General features: G+C 46.1%; 16 protein-coding genes and 1 pseudogene. 2 read left to right on the top strand and 15 right to left on the bottom strand.

Features of this window, described 5'->3' with window-relative positions:
* Positions 1 to 24: 24 nt before the first annotated feature.
* Together KQY15_RS14550 and KQY15_RS19305 are read right to left on the bottom strand one after the other, a co-directional pair.
* The gene (locus KQY15_RS14550) at positions 25 to 2661 is read right to left on the bottom strand and encodes a glycoside hydrolase family 16 protein (protein WP_254795739.1); all 2637 of its coding nucleotides are present in this window, start codon (positions 2659 to 2661) and stop codon (positions 25 to 27) included.
* 442 nt (positions 2662 to 3103) lie between these two features.
* On the bottom strand, positions 3104 to 3199 hold the full coding sequence (locus KQY15_RS19305; RefSeq protein ID WP_368934217.1) for a hypothetical protein: 96 nt from the start codon (positions 3197 to 3199) through the stop codon (positions 3104 to 3106).
* Between the two features lie 17 nt (positions 3200 to 3216).
* Between KQY15_RS19305 and KQY15_RS19340 the strand changes: the two are divergent.
* A pseudogene (locus KQY15_RS19340) lies at positions 3217 to 3354 on the top strand (BrxR family transcriptional regulator); the annotation flags it as partial.
* Between the two features lie 155 nt (positions 3355 to 3509).
* Here the strand turns inward: KQY15_RS19340 and KQY15_RS14540 are convergent.
* Genes KQY15_RS14540 through KQY15_RS14505 form a run of 8 tightly spaced genes read right to left on the bottom strand, consistent with a single transcriptional unit; the run spans position 3510 to position 12188 of the window.
* Positions 3510 to 3836, bottom strand: a complete 327-nt coding sequence (locus KQY15_RS14540; RefSeq protein ID WP_217670413.1) for a DUF6488 family protein — start codon at positions 3834 to 3836, stop codon at positions 3510 to 3512.
* A 23-nt stretch (positions 3837 to 3859) separates the two neighbouring features.
* Positions 3860 to 4387 (bottom strand): hypothetical protein, encoded by a 528-nt coding sequence (locus KQY15_RS14535; RefSeq protein ID WP_217670411.1) that lies wholly within the window; start codon positions 4385 to 4387, stop codon positions 3860 to 3862.
* Positions 4388 to 4412: 25 nt separating this feature from the next.
* Positions 4413 to 5108 (bottom strand): HupE/UreJ family protein, encoded by a 696-nt coding sequence (locus KQY15_RS14530; protein ID WP_217670409.1) that lies wholly within the window; start codon positions 5106 to 5108, stop codon positions 4413 to 4415.
* Positions 5098 to 8241, bottom strand: a complete 3144-nt coding sequence (locus KQY15_RS14525) for an efflux RND transporter permease subunit (protein ID WP_217670407.1) — start codon at positions 8239 to 8241, stop codon at positions 5098 to 5100. The genes KQY15_RS14530 and KQY15_RS14525 overlap by 11 nt, the downstream gene beginning before the upstream one ends.
* A gap of 11 nt (positions 8242 to 8252) precedes the next feature.
* Positions 8253 to 9500 carry an efflux RND transporter periplasmic adaptor subunit gene (locus KQY15_RS14520; RefSeq protein WP_217670405.1) on the bottom strand — a complete coding sequence of 416 codons (1248 nt, stop codon included), beginning with the start codon at positions 9498 to 9500 and terminating at the stop codon, positions 8253 to 8255.
* Positions 9501 to 9508: 8 nt separating this feature from the next.
* Positions 9509 to 10792, bottom strand: a complete 1284-nt coding sequence (locus tag KQY15_RS14515) for a TolC family protein (RefSeq protein WP_217670403.1) — start codon at positions 10790 to 10792, stop codon at positions 9509 to 9511.
* Positions 10793 to 10805: 13 nt separating this feature from the next.
* On the bottom strand, positions 10806 to 11801 hold the full coding sequence (locus tag KQY15_RS14510) for a M56 family metallopeptidase (RefSeq protein ID WP_217670401.1): 996 nt from the start codon (positions 11799 to 11801) through the stop codon (positions 10806 to 10808).
* 6 nt (positions 11802 to 11807) lie between these two features.
* Complete coding sequence (locus KQY15_RS14505; protein WP_217670399.1) at positions 11808 to 12188, bottom strand: BlaI/MecI/CopY family transcriptional regulator; 381 nt, start codon at positions 12186 to 12188, stop codon at positions 11808 to 11810.
* A 92-nt stretch (positions 12189 to 12280) separates the two neighbouring features.
* Between KQY15_RS14505 and KQY15_RS14500 the strand changes: the two genes are divergently transcribed.
* Positions 12281 to 12634 carry a DUF3147 family protein gene (locus KQY15_RS14500; protein WP_217670397.1) on the top strand — a complete coding sequence of 118 codons (354 nt, stop codon included), beginning with the start codon at positions 12281 to 12283 and terminating at the stop codon, positions 12632 to 12634.
* 574 nt (positions 12635 to 13208) lie between these two features.
* Here the strand turns inward: KQY15_RS14500 and KQY15_RS19260 are convergent.
* The 5 genes from KQY15_RS19260 to KQY15_RS14475 all read right to left on the bottom strand — a co-directional run.
* Positions 13209 to 14816: a Tn7-like element transposition protein TnsE gene (locus KQY15_RS19260; protein ID WP_063099983.1), complete on the bottom strand. Its 1608-nt coding sequence runs from the start codon at positions 14814 to 14816 to the stop codon at positions 13209 to 13211.
* Positions 14817 to 14824: 8 nt separating this feature from the next.
* Entirely contained in the window at positions 14825 to 16342 is a 1518-nt protein-coding gene (locus KQY15_RS14490) for a TnsD family Tn7-like transposition protein (protein WP_063099982.1), read from the bottom strand.
* A 4-nt stretch (positions 16343 to 16346) separates the two neighbouring features.
* On the bottom strand, positions 16347 to 18011 hold the full coding sequence (locus KQY15_RS14485; protein WP_063099981.1) for an AAA family ATPase: 1665 nt from the start codon (positions 18009 to 18011) through the stop codon (positions 16347 to 16349).
* Positions 18012 to 18013: 2 nt separating this feature from the next.
* On the bottom strand, positions 18014 to 20101 hold the full coding sequence (locus tag KQY15_RS14480; protein ID WP_063099980.1) for a TnsB C-terminal domain-containing protein: 2088 nt from the start codon (positions 20099 to 20101) through the stop codon (positions 18014 to 18016).
* A partial coding sequence (locus KQY15_RS14475; RefSeq protein WP_217670394.1) for a TnsA endonuclease N-terminal domain-containing protein occupies positions 20085 to 20908 on the bottom strand: 824 nt, incomplete at its 5' end. The genes KQY15_RS14480 and KQY15_RS14475, both read right to left, overlap by 17 nt.

The following is a 20908-nucleotide window of genomic DNA, read 5'->3' as shown; positions in this document are numbered from 1 at the left end:
ATCGTTTTACTCTCGTCGCACTGATTAGTTATTAGAAATTTCAACGTTATCAATCTGATAAACCGCACCGGTACCAGTACCCCAGGCCGGGAATACCATTATCACGTTGATGTCGCTGATATCTAAGCCAGCGTCAAACAAGCTTTGTAACGGGAAGCTGTAACGTTGCCATTCACCGGTAACCGGGGCCTGGTCGCTATTGCCTGCAGCCAATGGCAGTTCAACCGCACTGGCAGCACCGGTCGACTCAATTTTAAATAACCAGGTGGAATCCGGGTTGGCCGGCGCATCCACGACCCGCATATCAAAACTGACACTGCCACTGGCCAGTAATGCCGTGGCATCAAAAGACACGCCTTCGTTAGCTAAAATACCCTGGACGGTTTCTGGTGAACCCAACACTGAAAATTGCGCCACGTTGCCATAAGGAGCACCGGCATCGACTACCTGCGGAGTTGAACCAGCACAGCAATCCCACAAGCTCCAATCCGGATTCACTGCGTCACGGAACAGCGTTAACATGCCACTACTCTGGGCATTAGGGTTATAGATCCGGACATTATCCACCCGGTACACCGCACCTTCACCAGTACCCCATGCCGGGAAGATCATCAGCACATCAATTGCACTGATATCCAGGCCGGCATCTGACAGGCTCTGAATACTGAACGTATAAGTTGCCCACTGACCGGTGACCGGCTCAATACCAGCACTGCCATTACTTAGCGGCACTTCTACCGCAGAAGTTGCGTTGTCAGCTTCAATTTTAAATAACCAGGTGGAGTCAGGATTCGACGGAGCAGTAACCACCTTCATTTCGAACTGCACCACGCCTTCACTTAACAGCGCTGTCGCATCAAAAGGTTCACCTGACCCATCCGGGGCACGGTTAATAAAGCCCATAACTGTAGGTGTCGCGCCAATGCTGAACTCTGCTGTCAGACCGTGCTCTGCATCATCCATTGCCTCAACCGGTGTGCTACCACCACAGCAGTCCCACATGGGCCAGGCCGGGTTTTCACTGTCGGTAAAAATAACCAGCTCTGGTGACGCCGCATCCGGCTGGGCAATTTTGACGTTATCAACCCGGTATACGGCACCTTCACCTGTTCCCCAGGCCGGAAAAATCATAATGGCGTCGATCGCCGACAAATCCAGACCGGCATCAGCCAGCATTTGCAGCGGGAAGGTGTAACTTTGCCATTCGCCGGTTACCGGCGTATTGCCTTCACTGCTGGCAGTAATCGGTAATTCAGCAAAGCTGGAGTTTTCGTTACTTTCAACCTTAAAAATCCAGGTTGAATCCGGGTTTGACGGTGCAGACACCACTTGCATATCAAAGCTGATACTACCGTTTTCAATTAATGGTGAAGCGTCAAACGGGCTGGGCACACCTGCCGGATCAGTAATAAAAGCCGAGCGGGTAATAAAGCCATTTACGGTAGGCTGAGCATTAACAACAAACTCATACACATTGCCACGGTCAGCCACTTCAACTAAAGCCGGGGTTGAACCGCCACAGCAATCCCATGCTGGCCAGTTCGGGTTAGGTGTATCAGCAAAAATAGTCAGGTTTTGCGCCACGCCGGTAGAAGGGGGGGAAGGAATTGGCGCTTCACCGATAACCAGGGTTTCTTCGTCTTTATAGCCAGCACGTACCGTCTCACAACCTCTGCCGCTGTCTAAATCCTGACCACACTGATATACCCGGACGTAATCTATTTCGTAAGTCTGGCCATCGGCAAAGGCTTCGGCATCAATACCCAGATTATTAACGTTTTCCGGCCAGTTACCGCCCACCGCTAAATTCAACAACAAGTGAAAACGCTGATCAAAGGGTGCACTGTTCCATTGGGTTTTAAGCTCGCCGGTAACGATGTCAAAATTCTCAGAGAACCAGCCACGATGGCTCAGACCAACAGCCTCACCACGACTGTTAAAGCGAACTTTTGACGCCATCTGCGTTTGATACAGATAACCGTCAACATACCAGCGAATTTCACCTTCGTTCCATTCAATGGCGTAAGTATGGAAATCATCTGCAGGGTTCATCCCTTCTGGCAGCAAGTACGCTTTGCCTGAACTGGCGTTATTAGGCCAGGCCCGGCCGTAATGCAGGGTGCCGTGAACATTGGCTTCGGCCACACCATCTTCCCCGGCAACTTTCAGGTTAACCGCCTCCATAATGTCAATTTCACCTGACTTCGGCCATTCACCGTAAACGTTATCAGTTGGCAGCATCCAGAATGCCGGCCAGCTCCCCTGACCAGAAGGCAATTTCGCCCGCATTTCAAAACGACCATATTTAAAGTCGCCCTGATACTTGGTATTCAGCCTGGCTGATGTATAAGGTAGTGGCGCACCTTCTTCTGCCGGTAATGCAACAATTTTCAGGGTGCCGTCTGACACAAAAGAGTTTTCCGGGCTGTCGGTATAACATTGCTTTTCGTTATTACCGCCGCCGGCGCAATTTATCTCATGCGTCCATTTGTTTTCGTCAATCCGGCTACCATCAAACTCGTCACTCCATACCAGTTGCCAGTCACTTACCGGTTCGGTTGGGTTAACAGCCGTTAAGTCGGTATTAGTAGCGGTATCGCCACCACAACCGGCCAGGCCTGCCGCCATCAATACGGCGGTTAACATTGAAATCTGTTTCATTTTAATAATCATCCCCTGGGTCTTTGCTACCTGCTGACTGAAACGCCAACACCAATAAAGGTATCTGCAACATAAAAATGTAAGCGCTTACAAAAGGTAGATGATTAAATTTCAGCCGTCAATAGCGCTGCGATAAAAAGCCGGACCAAAGCGGTGCAAATTATTACAGCAACATGACTTTTTCATTAAATTTCAAATATTAAGAGTGCACCAATAAAAAAGGGCTCTAAGGCCCTTTGTGGGATGACAAAATAGTCCTAAAATAAACTACGCTACAAGCCATATTTTTTGGCTCTACTTTAAAAATAAATGACAAAATAGATCTAAAATAAATTTTAAGCTTGCCATAATCTCGCACCCAATAAGTGACAAAATAGATCTAAAATGATATCAGGACATGGTTAAACATCTGTTTTAAATCAACTTTTATTTGTTTAACTATTTAACCGACCCACAACCGAAGTTTCTCATAAACAAAATCGATAGGTAAACGCTCTTGCTCTAAACGAGTACAGCCGAAAGTACCATTACGTAGCATTCTGAAGAGAATCAGCTCGCGGGTACGTCTTAAGGGATTGGAACATTGATTGCTCACCTGAGCATGAGTTACAGGGAGCAGAGTTTCATTTGTGGCTTAAAAACACTCCCACCTGCATAACGGCACCCGAATTTACCACCACGACCACTGGTTGATCACCACCCGTTGTGTTTTCACGGAACCACCATGTTCAGCAATCATCCAGTTACTTGATTGCCTGCTATGAGCGAAAAGCGGACATTCAAAAAAACGTTATTTTGATAAAGAGTAAGCACCACGACGGGTAGTGAAGTGCTTACCCTTAGTGATATTAAAATGCGTTACTTGTCTTTACATCTAACATTCGACCGCTGTTTGATATTTTAAAGAACAAAGTTTTATCACCGTTTTTACCACTGACAACATAGTAGCCATCTTCAATACTGACCACTGAAAATTGCTCGGCTGAAACTGCTTTCCATGATTCATCAAGCTTGCCTGCTTCAAACCCCATATCTTTAAACGTCATCTGCTTAACCGATTTTAACGCAACGCTAACTGCTTGTTGGCCGCTGATTTCATCATGGTCACTGTGCGCTTTAACATTCACGCTCAGTAACACACTACACAGTATCAGCGCAGATAATAGTTTTTTCATCTTAGTCTCCAATTTTTCACCTATTATTGTTTCAAACCAATCACTTCATATTCCCCCTTAACCAGCAACTGTATACTTACTGGTTTGGCTGTCTTATTTTTCCAGTACCAGCCATGTGAGCCATTAAAGGGTGCTGTGAAGCTGCCCTTAACATCAGCATTCGTTGCAATGGTATAGCTTTCAAAATAGCCGGTGGTATCGCCTTCAGGTTCTCCATGTAAGTCATAAAATAACTCCCCACCATCCGTCATCCATTCATAGGTCATTTTGGATTGTTTAGTCATTGCAAACTTATACTCAACCCCCTTACCTGCTGGAACAAGAATGGTTATTGTTTCAAATGCATCGCTACCAGTTCCTGCTGCAGTTGTCGCAGAGCCGTTTGACTGGGACGCTTGAGCAATGCTTGTTAATCCAAGCGCTTGTCCAATACCCGTTGGGTCTACATTATATTCTGCAGGTAGAATGAATGTTACTAATGCTACAATTGCCACGCCAATGGCGGCAAAGCCAGCTTTAATTAAGGTTTTAGTGCTTACTGTATGTTGCATAATTCTCTCGTTCTTACTTATATCGTTAATTAATAAAATAACCTGTCAGCTGATAGCCCATCAGCATCACGCCGGCACTCATTAATGCCGTGTTGGTTAAAGTGGAGAAACGTTGGAAAGAAGGCCATTTACGCCAGGCGTTTATCACAATCAGAATCAGCGCTAACGCTGCAAACTGGCCCAGTTCCACGCCGATGTTAAAAGCCACTAGATTGGTAAATAACCCCTCTGCCGGTAACTGAAACTCCTGTAATTTGGTCGCCAGACCAAAGCCATGAAACAAACCAAAGATCAGCACCGCCCATTGCGTATTAGGCTGCCACTTAAAACAGCGTTTAAACCCGCCTAAGTTATCAAAGCCCTTATAAATCACCGATAAACCGATAATGGCATCAATCAGATAGGCATTAACCTGAATATCGCTTAGCACACCTAATAGCAGTGTAGTGCTGTGGCCAATAGTAAACATGGTGACGTACAAAAGTACGTCACGGCTGCGGTACAGGAAGAAAATCACACCAACTAGAAACAACAAATGGTCGTAACCGGTGATCATATGCTTGGCACCGATATATAGAAACGGCACAAACTGCACACCCTGATTTTGCTCTAGGAAAGCGCGGGTGCTGTCATCTACGCCATGGGCAATCGCCTCAACGCTGATAAGTGCTAATACAGCAAGCAGCAGATATAGGCTGACGCTAATAATTTTATTTGCCATCAGCTGACTCCAGAACTTCTACGTCGGTCAAAATTGACTCCTTTTCTTTATGTAAAATGCGATACAACGCTGGGATAACAAACAGCGTCAGTAAGGTGGATGAGATAATGCCGCCAATAACCACGGTTGCCAGTGGCCGCTGTACTTCAGAGCCGATGCCGGTATTCAGTGCCATTGGGATAAAGCCCAGTGATGCTACAAGCGCGGTGGTTAATACTGGCCGTAAACGGGTAAGCGCACCATCGAAAATCGCTTGATTAAGCTTAATCCCTTCTTTACGCAGTTCACGGATAAAGGACACCATCACCAGACCGTTTAAGATAGCGATGCCCGACAACGCAATAAAGCCGACCGCTGCCGAGATAGAAAACGGAATGTCCCTTAGCAGCAGCGCAGCGATACCACCGGTTAACGCCAGCGGTACACCGGTGAAGATGATCATCGCATCTTTAAATGAGCTCAGTGCCAGGATCAACAGCCCTATAATCATCAACAGTGTCACCGGCACGACAATGCTAAGGCGCTGCGAGGCAGATTGCAGTTTCTGATAAGTACCACCGTATTCCAGCCAGTAACCAGATGGCAGCTCGACTTTATCGTTTACGGCTTGCTGAATATCCGCGACAAAGCTGCCTAAGTCACGGCCGCGCACGTTGGCGGTAACTACTACCCGGCGTTTACCATTTTCACGGTTGATCTGGTTTGCTCCTGATACCCGCTCCAGTGACACCAACTCTTTTAGCGGCACACTGTGACCATCAGGCAAGCTGATCGGCAGATAACTCAGCGCGTCCACATCCTGCCGCCTGGCTTCGCCTAAACGCACCACGATGTCTGAGCGTATATCGCCGGAATAAAACTTACCGGCCACCGTCCCACCCATCGCAGTTGCGACCTGCGCTTGCACCTGCACCAGACTGATACCGTGCTGCATCAGTTTTTGCCGGTTAGGAATAATGTTCAACAGCGGCAAACCGGTAGTTTGCTCGACTTGCACATCAGCAATACCTTCTACCTGAGTAATAGCCGCTTCTATTTCTTTGCCAAGCGCAGCGAGGCTGTCGAAATCATCACCAAACACTTTTATTGCCAGCTCTGCTCGTACACCGGCTAACAGTTCGTTAAAGCGCATCTGAATGGGTTGCAAAAACTCATAGCGGTTGCCAGGAATAGGTTCGACCAACGCCGCAAGCTCTTGTACGACTTGCTCTTTAGTTTTGTCCGGATCAGGCCACTGCTCACGCGGTTTTAAGATAATAAAGTTATCGGCCACACTGGGTGGTACTGCATCTGTCGCGACATCGGCGGTGCCAATCTTCGCAAATACCCGTTCAACCTCGGGCATCTGTTTAATTTTATTCTCCAGCATTTCCTGTAGCGCGATTGCTTGAGTTAACGAGGTGCCAGGGATACGCAGTGCGTGCATAGCGATATCGCCTTCATCCAGATTTGGTGCGAATTCACTGCCTAATTTGGTCGCCTGATAGCCAAACAACACAACCAATACTGTCGCGGCGAACACCACCAGATAGCGACCTTTTAGCACCCAGTCTAACGCCGGGCGATATAGTGCCGATGCACCACGCATAATAGCGTTGTGTTTTTCCTGCACCGGCTTTTTAAACAGTAGTGCCACCATAGCCGGCACAAAGGTGACCGACAGCAACATTGCACTTAATAAGGCGATAACGACAGTGATGGCCATAGGGTGGAACATTTTGCCCTCGACGCCTTCGAGCGCAAATATCGGCAGGTAAACTGCAGTGATAATAAACACCCCAAATAGCGCAGGCCGGATCACTTCTCGCGTGGCTTCAAATACTAATTCCATCCGTGTTTTAAGTGGCAGCGGATTAGTGCCAGCCTGACTTAAGCGGCGTAAGCAGTTTTCGACAATAATAATGGCACCATCAACCAGCAAGCCAAAATCCAGTGCACCCAGGCTCATCAGGTTGGCGCTGACACGGGTTTGCACCATACCGGTCACCGTCATCAGCATGGCAAATGGGATCACCAGTGCGGTAAGAAAGGCAGCTCGAAAATTGCCCAGCAACACAAACAGCACCACAATAACGAGGAGCGCCCCTTCCAGCAGGTTGGTTTGGACCGTTTGTAACGTTTTATCCACTAGCTTGGTTCGATCATAAACTGCTGTGGCAATAATTCCTTGCGGTAAAGTAGCATTAATTTCTTTCAGTTTTTCACCGACGGCATAAGCGACGGTACGGCTGTTTTCACCAATCAACATAAACACCGTGCTCATTACCACTTCACGGCCATTCTGTGTGGCAGCACCGGTGCGCAGGCCATGGCCATTTTCAATGTCAGCGACATCTTTGATGGTTATGGCTGAGCCGTCAGTGGCTTTAAGCGGTATAGCGCCGATCGCAGCTAAATCTTCAGCCTGCCCTGGCATACGCAGCAGCCACTGTGCGCCACTTTGCTCAATAAAGCCCGCGCCCTGGTTTTGATTGTTATTGGCAATCGCATCCACCACATCGGCCTGGGTAATGCCATAGGCCAGCAGTTTCTCCGGCTTAAACGCTACCAGTATTTCGCGCTCAAAGCCGCCAATCGGGTTAACTTCCACCACCCCTGGCACCCGCATCAGCTGCGGCCGGATAGTCCAGTCGTGTACGGTACGTAAATCCATTGGTGTAATCGGTGTACCATCGGCATGGGTCGCACCGGGCAGCGCATCGACGGTGAACATAAAAATCTCACCTAAACCCGTTGCTATTGGCCCAAGCTGAGGCTCCAGCCCGGCAGGCAGCTCGGCGCGCGCCGCTGACAGACGTTCGTTTACCAGCTGACGGGCAAAGTAGATATCGGTATCGTCATTAAAAATAGCCACCACCTGCGATAAGCCATAACGTGACACCGAGCGGGTATACGTCAGCCCCGGTAATCCGGCCAGCGCAGTTTCTAGTGGAAAAGTCACCCGTTGTTCTACTTCAAGCGGGGTGTAACCGGCCGCTTCGGTATTAATTATTACCTGAACATTAGTAATATCAGGCACCGCATCAATCGGTAACTTGGTAAAATTCCATACACCCAGCGCAGCAACCGCTAGTACCATCAGCAGTACCAGCATTTTGCGCTTTATGGAAAAGTGTAAAATCGACTCCAACATGCTTTGGGCTCCTAGTGATCGTGTGATGCGCCAGATTTTTCAACATCGGCTTTTAAAATGAAGCTGTTTTCAGTGACGTACTCGGTGCCAGGCAACAAACCACCTAACACCTCAACCCATTCACTGTCTTCACGACCCAGCTCCAGCATACGCACTTCATATTGCTCACCAACTTTGGCAAACACTACGGTAAAGTCACGAAAACCTTGTAAGCCAACACGCTTAACGGCTAATGGCACCTCAAAGCTGGCGATTTCAATTTGCGCATTAACAAAACTACCTGCGGTTAAATCGCCGTTTTCGTTGCTCACGTTCACCCAGGCAATACGGGCCTGATCATCGCGCACCTTAGGCTCGATGAACTCAATGTTGCCACTGTATGCGTGGCTATGGCCTTCCAGCTGAAAGGTAACCGGCGCACCGAGTTTCACTTTGGCAAAGTCGCCTGGATACACTGCGAGCTTCGCCAGATAATGAGTTGAATCGGTTAGGGTAAGTAAGGTGCGGCCTGATGTTTGTTCACCGCCATTGGCTAGCTGCGCTGTCACGACGCCATCGATTGGTGCTTTAATCTGATAAGACCTTAAGCTCTCATTGCTCTCAATAGTGAACAGTGTCTGGCCTTTGCTTACCTTGTCGCCCAGTGCCACATGCAATCGAGTAATTTCACCGTCAAAACGGGCGGCAATATGGCGTTCAGCCCCAGCGGGTAGCGAAAGGCTGCCATAAGCGGGAATGGTTTGATGCAGCGCAGCCGGGCCAGCGGTCTCAGTTTGAATGTCCATCGCATCAGCGACAGCTTGTTCAATGCTGGTGCGCCCCTCAAAGTTGTCATATTGCCAGCGATAGCTTTTGCCCTGATGTTTGGCGGTAATAGTGACCACAAAGGAATGCGGCTCGTAAATTTCCATATCACCACGCAGAAAATCGCTTTGTGCCTTGAAGTTAATATCATCTACCACATCACCTAAACGGGTCAGCTTAACATTCAAATCCACGGTTTTCGGGTCAAGTGCCTTGCCATCCTGCGTTAGCCAAACGCGAAACTCCGGCGGTACGCCGGTTTCGAAAATGGCCAGCTCCAGTGCAAAATTGCCATCGCGTAACATGCGGCCACGATGTGGGCCTTTTTCTACTTCTTCTTGCGCAGCAGCTGCCGATTCAGCATGTGCTGACAAAGGTGCTACGACCGCAGCGACCAAACTAAGGTTTAGCGCTATGGCCAAACTAAATGACAATAAAGTGTTGTTATATTTCATAATATGTCTCACTGAGAAATAGCGGTGCCGGTCAGGCGCTGAATTTCAATATGTTGTAAATGTAGGCTTTCAAATGCCTCCAATAACTGGCTTTGTGCGCTGAGTAACTCTGCACGCACACTACTGTATTGGATATAACTAAGTTGGCCTTTTTCAAAAGCCGAGAACGCTTCGATCATTGCCATCTCCAATGTGGGTACAATGTCATTACGCACTGTTTCGATTACATGCTGCGAGTGCGCCATCTCCTGCAGTAACACATACAGCTGCGCATCCATCGCCTGCATCAGCGCGGCTTGCTGATTAGCCAGTACGTTTTGCTGTGCCTGCAGTGCCGCAATAGTACCGGCGTTGCGATTTTCACCGCCCCAGGGAATGGTCACACCGGCAACTAAGCCGAAATCGTCAGAGGCCTCATAACGGCGAATACCAGTGCTAAATTGCCATTGCGGTTTCGCTTCAATGCGGGCGAGCTCCATTTGCGATTGGGCAATACGCTGGGCATTGGCAAACTGCTGCAGTAGCGGATTTTGTTTTAACAGTGCAAGTTGCTGCTCAACGGAAGGTACTGCCGGGGTTTGCAGTAAGTCGCCGCTTAACTGATAAGCCGTGCCGGGTTTACCCCACAACGCGGCCAGCTGATACTGACTGGCTGTCAGCTCATGTTCGATGTCTTCTACCGCCAGCTCGCGCCGTGTCAGTTCAGCTTTGGCTAGCTGCAATTCAATAACCGAGCTCTTGCCGGCATTAGTGCGTTTGGTAATCGCTTCCACCATATCACGAGCTTGCAATGCAGCTTGTTGATTTAACTTTAGTCGCTGTTGTTTAACCAAAATGCTAATAAATTGCCTGGCTACAGCAGCAGATAAATCCAAAGCCTTAATCTGCTGTTCCAATGCCAAATTACTGGCTTCAGTTTTTGCAGCGCTGACACGGCTACCCAAGAGCTCATGTTGCAAAACCCAAGAAAACGTCAGCGTGGATTGCATACTTTTAAGGCCGCTTTGCTGCCCCGTGCCCATAGCATCTTCCAATGTCAAGCCAACTTGCGGCCGCTCAGCAATACCTGCCTGCTGAATACGTCCCTGCCATACTGCCTGTTGCGACATTAACGCCTGCAAGTCAGGGTGCTGCTGTAATGTCAGGCTAACAGCGTCAGATAAGCTGATAACCGGAGCGGGTCGACTGCTGGTCGCCGATACCGACAGGCTAAAACTAAGCCCCAGCAACAGGGCTAAAAACCGACAGCCAATCGGTTTTTTTGTTGTGTGTTTATATGGCAATTCTTTCATTCCCACTCCTTAATTAATGGGTTAAAAAGGTTTCAATAATGTGGTGCAAACTGTCTACGACAGACGAAGTCAACAATGCTACTGAAGCCAACATCAGGAATGAGATCCCCAACGCAAGCCAAGAAGACGGTAACATGGGATTAAGCAAGCGATGAACTCGTACACTAGTTTGATCGTTACCAAAATGGCTAGTTTGTATGCCGTGACAGCCAACTCTGTTTATCTGCTCACTTTCAACTCGCTGCATGCGTGCAACATTAACAAGAGTTTGAGCAACGTCGAGATTATCGTAAGTTGCCGTCACTGAATAATCAGCCATCTGTTCAGTGAGTAAAGTGAAATGCTCTATTAGTTTCCGCTTAGTAACAACAGGAAAAAAGCATGCCAAGGCTGAAAATATCGCTTTATATAAAGGATCGCGGCTTTCAACATGAGCCAATTCATGCCGGACAATAATATCCAGTTCCTGTTGATTTATGTGGTCTAGCAACGCCGTAGTTAAATAAATTTTCGGCGATAGCAACCCCGCAGTGAAAGCAGCAGGCGCTTTGAAAGGCAGTGAGTAATATACCACCAGGCTCTCCGTTACAGTTGGAGTCGCGTTCGTAAAATCAATCAAGTTGGACATAGCAACAGACTGTTGTAGACCATCTTTAACTGTGCTCCCAAACCGATAAAATAAATAAACAAAAGCCGCGAACAATGTGAATGAGTGCCAGCTGGTAAAATTAAACACATCAATGTGATGCCAATGGGCAAAATCAAGCAACCAAGTAGTACTGCTATTCTCCTCTTGCCCAGGTACAAATAAGGTAAGGCAGCCAAAGGCAATCCACCAAGGCGCACTAACCTGTACCCATAAAACTAATTTGCGTAACTTGAAGCTAAATTGCTCAGAACGATCAAGAATAAAACTCGTTACAATAGTGATAAAAACAACACTAACTGCGAACGTTAGAACACCGATGCTTAATAAGTTCAGGACTACAGCGACATCGCCAAATAACATTCTGTGCTAGATCCCTTTTCTAAGCTGACGCTGCTGCTCGATCAACTGCTCTAGCTTATCAAGCTGAGAGTCATCAAGATTAGATGATGCTGAACTAAAAGCAGCAATCAAACTGTGTTCACCCTCATCTACAAAATCACTGGTGACATTACTTATTAACTTGGCAACCAACGCATCTCTGTCCACTTTAGCGAAATAAAAATACGCGTGGCCTTGTTTGGTCCTGTTAAGTAAATCCTTTTTAAATAAACGGTCTAAAGTGCTTTGAATCGTATTTAGTGAAATACCACGAGTCAGACCAAGTACAGCATGCACTTGTTTCACATCAGCCTCTTGAGTATTCCACAGATACTGCAGCACTTGTTTCTCTAATTCACCTAATTGCATAAAACATTTCTCTTTTCACACCGAAGATCATTGTGGCAGAATAAAAACCGATGCGCAATCGGTTTTTATTGAGTTTTTAAGGGGGACCTTTTATGGGCTGGCTAATTACCAAGTATTTACTCACAGCAGCAGTTATCGTCGCAGCGTCTGAATTAGCAAAACGCAGTGACAAACTCGGAGCATTAATTGTCGCGTTACCGCTGGTTACTATTATGGCGATGGTCTGGCTGTATATCGAAAAGCAACCAATTGAAAAAATTGCTAATCACGCTTGGTATACTTTCTGGTATGTGATGCCAACCTTGCCGATGTTCCTGATATTTCCAACGTTATTACACCGGTTTGGTTTCTGGCCTGCATTGCTGATTAGCGCCTGTATAACAATCATTTGTTTTGGGATATTTGCAGTAATAGTCAGAGCATTTGGGATCAATCTAATCCCCTGAGTATTAATTTAACCATACTGTATAACCGTTGTGTGCAATTTTTGTTCTTTACCAATGTCCGCTTATGGCACAAAGCCACTATTCGATACAGTGGTACTTTTAGTGAATTAGGTGGTGCTGTCAGTTTGCAACGAGTGGTGCAACCGACTTGCAAATAGGTGGTGTATTAAATGGAATTAACCACCCACCCTCTATGGTGTAGAAAATCTGGCTATCGCGCCCGGCTACAGGTCACAAAGCTAGTCTGAATAAAAATTCACAGTCATGAAAGATCAACTTTTAGTCAAATTTGATTTCTGATTAGGTGTAATGTGATGCCCCTCATTGCGAAAAGGGCATTTAATTAATCTGCTAAAAAAACACTACTTGTGTGATTAAATGTCAAGCTAAAGTTGTTTCATCGCTTTTGATGCAAAAAAAATAATGTAGGTATAATTTAACGTGGGAGCATTGCCGGTGTTCTCGAGTGAAATTGGCGAAGCCATTGAGTGCCGGGTTAACCACTGGATAGATAATTTTCCTTTTATCTCGTAAAGCGAGCGCCAATTTGATGCACTTATAAAAAACCATCAAATTAATGCGATAAACACTGTGTAAAGCGTTGCGCCCAACTCTCAATCGACTCAACCGGAATGTTTCCAGCCTCTGCCCCTTGGTGCTTGGGGTGATTAATGCCGATGTGACAGTTTTCACCAAACAACCCATCCAATAACTCGTTAGGCCAAGATATTGATTTTGCGACCACACCTTTGCGGATAAGAGTGAAATGCTCGATCCAATCCCGTGCATCTGAGCCAAAAATCACTTTGGTTGAGAGCATTTTGATACCATCTGAGGTATCAACTTCTAACAGCACTACATCAGTCTGCATGTAACGAAGCCGAACGGCCTTAATCGCCCTTTGTGTGCCATTCTCCAGAAGGTGTTGTTTGCTGCGACCGACCTTAGGCAATGGTAGTGTTTCTTCATGAAGAATTCGGCATTTATGTTTGAACTTTAAAACCTGCAGCATTCGATCGAAACTCTTGAAACGACTTGCAAATTGTCGCTCTCGGTCCGTAACGTCCTCTTTGCCACCAACATCTGCCGCAGGCAAGCTGCCGCCTTGATGAGGTTCTCCTGTGCTCACGTCCCTGCCTGCCTCTTTTTCGGCAAGTTCATCAAAAATCAGATTTGGGCGTTCTTTAACCACTTCCTGTTTGTAAACCCTGCTGGGCTTTGTAAAGCGGCACCAGGTTAAGTCTCCTTCTAGCATCAATGTTTCATTTTCATCAGAAGCGGATTGTTCGTCATCAATTTCAAACTCTTCGTCAGTTTGTTGCCAGGCGGTACCGCCAGAGCCACTGCGAGCTTTGCTGTCAGTTTGCTTGTTGTTGACAAAATCCGGATGAATGAACGCAACGCTCTCTGGCAAATTGACGTCAAAATCAATCCCGACAATTTCTTCCACTAAATAATGGCTTTTACCGGTGTTGTACCTACCGCGAACATGTAATTTCCAGTTTGTCATCGTAGGTGGCGTAAAGCTAAAACGCCAGCTCTCCAAACGATCTCTGAACTCACGCGTTTCTTGATAGCGTTGGAAGATGCTTTGGTAAGAGGCCAATGCCTGAGGATCTGTCAGTAGCCATGCCAAAAGTTGCTTAGTGCCACTTTGATCAAACGCAGATTTTGGAAAAGTACTGGTTTGTAGCACATGAATATTGACATGATTTTGTTCAGGTACGGGTTGAACATCAAATTCTAAGGGTAAGGTGGCACTGCTCAAACATGCCCGACAGAGATAGGAATTGACCAAGAAAATAGCCCTGGCAAGTTCAAGCTGTGGTATAACAATCCAATCGTCTTTGTTACCCCAACAGCAGAAAGCATTCTGAATTCCATCTTTATCTCGGATTGACTTAAAGCTGCTGATCTCTGGGAAATCAGCCAATTTTGCTTCGATAAGCTTATAGCCAGGTTCAAATGTGATTACTCTGTCTATACGGCGCGATTGTTTTTTCTGACTATTCGGCAGCTTCCCTCGGCTAAGTAGGGGTAAATTCGATAATCTGGCATGTTTTTTATCTTGCGTAGGCCAGCACCAAACGGCAATTGACCATTCAGGCACATTGTTGTACCGAAAGAAATCCCCGATATGAACTATAGTAGCGTCCTTGCCAAATCCTTTGATGCTCGTCACTCAATCTCCTAGGAAAATAAACGTAATTCAGCCAAAACACGTTTGCTGTCAGCGGTTAACCGTTCCTTACTTAGCCCTGCTTGACGCAAAATAACCCAACTTTTTAGTTGGCTAGTTTCTCGGTAAGCCTGGATACAGGCATTACTTAATCGCCTCAACTGATATTCGGTAATGGTTTCGGAATATCGCTGCAAAAACGTATGAACCAATGGCAGTTTGTTCAAGTTTTTTTCAACAGTGCTTTTATTCTTCAGCTGCGATAAAAGGTAGTTTGCTGACAAGCGTGGTACAGAATAGTCTATTTCACTTGCCCGAAACCAACGAAGCAAACGCCTCACAAGTATTAGATCACGTTTATGCCAATCAGATTTCAGCTGGGGGTTGGGTTTTCTCTGATGGTATTCTGCATTAAATTGAAGCAGCCAAGTTCTATCATTTCGATAAAGCCAAGCATATAACGCCTTACCTTTGCCGAATTTACGCGCTGCGGTTACCCCCACCTCTAGTACGGCTTGCTGCCAAAGCTGGCGTTTGCGCAGTAAATCCTGATTATTTACCTTCTGTTGCTCGGTTGTACTGCAAAAAAATTTATTGTTTGGCTTAATTTTGCAAACCAGTGCCACAATTTCTTTTGTGGATAAATCGGGAATTAATGCCCTCCAAACTAATGCATGCTCTAAGTAACTAAAGGCCTTTCGATGTTTGCGGAAAATACTTTTTAGCCAGCAAGAATCTCTCGAGGGATTGATTTGCAGACGCAGTTGCTCAAAGGTTTTATGATGGAATGCATCACTGATTCTTGAATAAACGTCATCGTGCTTAATGTGCTTGCCCCTGCACAAGCGAAGGTCTAAAGCTAGATCATGGTAGAAAGTTGTCCATTGTGAAAAGCTTGGCGAATATTCTGGCTCCATCGCTATGAGTTGTCTGGCGTATTTCGCTAAGTGCATTAAATCCGAATTGATAGGCACATCATTCATCAAATTTGGAATTTTAACATTTAACGCATGAAATTGATGACGCTGTTCAGTTGTGCCAACTGCAAATAGATGAAGAGCTCCATGCTCAGGACAAAGATTCAAACCTGGGAAAAACCAATTACGCTGCCAGAAAGTCTCGCCATACTGTTGGGACTGAACTTTTAAACATTCTGAGCAGTAACGCAAACGGTTATCGGTCTTAACCCTTGATGCGGCAACCCCAAGTAACAAGTGCACTGCGCCTTGTGAACGTCCAGCCATCAATTGCATAGCGCGTACTCTGTGAAGCTCTGTTACAAATGGCGCATAAAGTGGAAACATTGTGTGCCTATAAATCAACTCCTCTAACGAGAAGCGTCCAGTGTTTTTTAACTGTTCCGATAATGACTGTAAATGGCAGGGTAAATCTAACGTGGCAATCACTTTGCGGTTGTTAAAAATCTCGTCCAGTAGCTGCTTGGGGCTTGTAATACCATGATAAATGCTGGCACGCGCCACTGTGCTATATATCAGCTCATTCGGATATGGCACAGGGAAATTATGCATGGTATTACCCAGCCAAATTCAGCACGGTCGTTAAATCTAACAGCATCCCCTGTTTGTTGAGTGCTGTGTGGACGTCGGTTGAGTTCTTGCACTGCGACTTGATAAAACGAAGGTCGTCTGATGGCAACTCATCCCAGCTATTGGGTTTGATAACCGTTGACTTTTCTTTGTTTTTTGAGCTTTTTCCCTTCATTGAAGTATTGCTGTTAGCGCCTGATGACATCCAATTCGAGACAATTGGTAATAGTTGAACCATGGTCAGCTGCGGATTTTCTGCAAAAGCTTTTCGTACTGTGGGCACTAACAGGTTGGAGTCATAAACATCTTTAAGCAACAAATACAACCGTCTTTCATCCTCAGTTGCAAGCTGCTGAAGAGCCTTTTCTTCGGTCGTTTTCTCTTTAATAGCAGCAATATCTTGCTGTAATTGGATAAGCCGCTTATCCATCTCAGGAACCATTAAATCTGAGTATTGTGCGATTTTCTCCGGTATGCCTGAACGAAGCGCCGCAAGCATAGGGTGTACCGGTATGAGCTCATCTTCATATACCTGACGCAACAATCCCTCCGTGATGCGTTCTTTGCCAATTGCAAGTGCGCGCAGTTGCGCCAATACAAACAGCTTTACCACGATATCCATCACGCCTTGGCTCAAGTCGTACCATACCGCGCGAATGTTTTCGGTCAGTAGCACATCTCGATTTTGCAGTAGCTGCAGCTTCCAGAGGTTGTTGGTAAAGGCAACCCACTCTTGATTGAGTTGCTCGGCTCGCCCTTGAGCCATTGGTTCCCAAAAAATGGCACCAAGGCCAGCACCTCTGCGAGCAGAACGCAAATCTGCTTCAAAAATGTCTCTCGCTTTTGGCGTACCAATCAACATGACCGGCACACCTATGGTATTGACCATGGTGACAAAGAAATTCAACATTTCTTGCGAGCCACCTGACTTTGACCGGCTAAGATGCTGAATTTCATCAATCACCAACAATCCCAGCGCATGCGTGTTGGCAATTTGGGCCATTAACGCCAACATAGTTTCGATACCATGTCGCTTAAGGCCATATCTTTTCTCGTAATTTGCCCCCAGCGCCTTATCGAGTGCCCGGAAAAAATTCAGGCAAATCTCTTTGAGTGAGCCATTATGTGAACAGTCAACTTTCAGGTAAACCACTTGCTCAAGGTTGAGCTGCGAGTGATAAATAACCTGAGGGTAGGTCTGTAAAATCCGTTCCAATGACGTAGTTTTACCACTGCCAGAGCAACCAATTAACAACATACTTTGTGCAGTAGATTTTGCCTCTTCAAATCTGAAGGTTGTCAAATCACCAGTCTGAACTCTTTCATACCCGTTTTGTAAATGTCGCTGCAAATCGCCAGTTTTTGGATTTCGGCCAACATAACCGCCTCGGATCATCAATGAAACCCTTTCGCTTAACAGCATATGTCCGCCAAGTGGTTGAAAGAACTCATCGGAAATCCGACAAATATTGTGGGCGCGCGTAACTCTGGTTTTTTGTAAATCGTCTGACTGAAAGCGCATGCTTGAGCGCAGTGCCGCGGCACTATCGAACGATTCTTGTAGCGGTGGCAATGCTTCGATAAACGGATTGCCGGCATAAGCGGCAACACCAGTATCACGATATATTGCGGATATTTTTGAGGCAGTCATTCCTAGCTCTCTTCGTTATCTTCAAATAGCCCAGGTACAAAGGTTGGCAAGCTATAATCTTCTTCAACAGGTTTTAGTGCCACCACATCGGCAAGCGGCTTTTCGTTTTCTGCAATCACAGGCCGAACTCGTTGCAGCCGCTCTGCATCCCTTGCCGCTTTTTTATTGGGTCTGATCTGTTGAATACGCTCGCGATTACTTGCAGAAGTGACTGGCGATTGCTTGGTTGCTGTTGAGATTTTTTCCTGGATAAAAGCGTCTAATTCTCGACGCTTCACATCTGCAACAAATTTTGCATTTGCTTTGTGGTGCTTTTCAGCCGCCTGTATTTCCCAAACTTGCCAGAAACTCAGCCCACGAAATTGACGACTTTTATCCGTTAACAAACATTCCCAATAAACTCGGCTGCCGGATTGTGGAAAAAGATAAATCCTATCTGCGCAACCTGGTTCATAAGCCGCTTCCAGTGAGTCTGGCCGGTAAATTTCCGTGCTACGGTGTAACCAGCCTTCTTTGAGTAACTCAGAACTGGAATAAAACATTTCAAACAATCTCACACCAAACGGCGAAATCGTAACCTTTGCACGCGGTAATAAGGCGATTTGAAGAGGCTTAGCTTCAATCTGGCGCAAGCTGCCCATTCGATGTTGCATTCCCCATTTCCATAGCTCTATGGGTATTGACGGAATGTCAGCCGGTAGATCTTCATCACGGTCATATTTATCAAGAACATGGTAGTTGTTCCGAAATAGGATGGTCCGCAGGATAATTTGAGCAAAATCGGTAATCGACATCACTGCATCAAGGCGATAATCTCGTTCACCATGCTTTTTTATCCGATTGCCTTCGACGGCTCCAGGCGCATAAGGTTTAAATTCTGCTTGTAAAGTCCTGAAACAGCTTTCAACGATGCCTTTAGCATCGCCGCGGCGCGGTGGAGCACTTTCGATACGAACGTTAAATCCAGCAATCAAAGCATTAACCTGATGACTCATCATCTCCCCACGGTCTGCCAAGATGACATCTGGCAAACCGACGCATGGCCACTCTTCAAAGTTGATCTCAATACCAAGTTCACTACAGGCCTTAGTTTTGTCGATGCACGCATTCACAATCGCCTGCATGGCAACGACATAAGACGGATTGTCAAAACCAAGATAAAAGCCTGCAATCATTCGGCTAAATACATCGATCACAATATAAACCGTTGGACGTCCAATAATCTTGCTACGGTCTTGATCATCAACCAGATAGATATCTGCAATGGTGGCATCAATTTCATAACGACTGCCAGGACCAAGTGCATGTGCTGTTGCGGTGCTTGAAAGCGGGCGGATATCTTTTTTATAAATTCCTGGGGCTGTTCTGGCGATTAGGCGTTCAGACTGTTTATATTCCCGATTGTAAAAGTAGCGAAACTGTCTAATCGTTGGCCTATCCGAGACTGAAATATTGGGAAAGTACTGCTCAAACAAATCCGCAAAACGACGATAGGCAACGGTCGTTTTTTCTGCATTTTTATTCAGCAAATGTTTCTCAATGGCGATTCTGAATAAACGTTCAATATCGGGGGTTACTTTCATCCCCTCGCCGTCACCATATTGACGAACACGCCCAATTTTTCTCTGGCCACTCGCCGCTCTACTTTTTCCTGGCGCTCCACTTTTCTTGTAGTCTGGCAGCAATGAATTCGGATTCTGCCCGCGCTGCCAGTAGCGACGTAACAACTTATAAATTGTAGCGATTGAAGCGATCCCTGACTGACGAACTACCTCAACTCGCTGAGCACGAACTTTAGGGTCAAAGCATTTTGTATCCACAATAATCGGTTTAATCGCACTCAACCCCAGTTCCCGTTTTTTGTAAGCAACGGAGCCGAATGCAGGCTCATCCAAATAATTTGCTTCAAAGGGATCGTCATGCCGAAATAAACGCGAATCATCGATGAAACTGTTTAAAGTCAATTCATGAACGTATTCAGGCTGTGCAGTCTCTGATTCAAGACAGATCCAAACAACTTCACCAGGTAACACCAGTAAAATGCGGTAAAGTTTGCCGTCAAACTTCACGACCTCATTGGTTTGCCACATGCAGCAAATCCTCTATATCACTGAATGGACAAAAAACTAGATCTGAGGCTGTGAGCACTCTGTAAGCTTGATACATGTTAAATTTTAAATAGCCGTTCGCGATTAACGTTCTTACATCTCGAAGTGTTTGTCCAAGTTCCAAATCATAAGCGGTATCCATTTGCTTACATACATCAATCATTTTTGACTGGGGCGATTTACTAAAGGCACTTTGAAGGATAGGCAACTGTTGAATCAGCTCCACATCAATAAAGCCATCTGATTTCGTCGGGTACAACCAACTGATATTTTGTTTGATGACTGGGTCAATTTCATGCTCCGTCACTAAAAACCATGGGATTTGCTTCGATAGCCAATAACGACGCTCGATTTCAAGTTTTTCAATAATATTCGTATCATTGAACGACTCAGATGATTTCACCTGTACAGCAAACTGCCGGTGAGGGCCAATACGAGAATCAACGAGGAAATCGGATGACATCACCTGATCTACAGCGCGTATGCTGGGATGCCTCAGACAATTGTCTTTAGCTATTGCTTGAGTTTCATCTCTTCGTAACGGGAATTGCTCTCTAATATCAACGATATGAGATGCCCACTCAAACACTAAAAACGCTGCCAGTTCTAGATCTGACAATAAATGATGAATTCTGCCGGTTTTATGTGAATACACTCGGTGCGAGCGGCCTTCGGAGGGAACATCTTGTACATAAAGCCAAGGCGTGTACTTTTTACCAACTCCTTGGCCACGACCGTCTTTAATTCGACGCGCAATTTGAAGTTCAGAGAGAGATTGCTGAGATCTGC

The sequence above is a fragment of the Arsukibacterium indicum genome (genome assembly GCF_019100565.1).
In the GTDB taxonomy this organism is placed as follows: domain Bacteria; phylum Pseudomonadota; class Gammaproteobacteria; order Enterobacterales; family Alteromonadaceae; genus Alishewanella; species Alishewanella indicum.
This window is presented reverse-complemented; position numbering and strand designations above follow the sequence as displayed.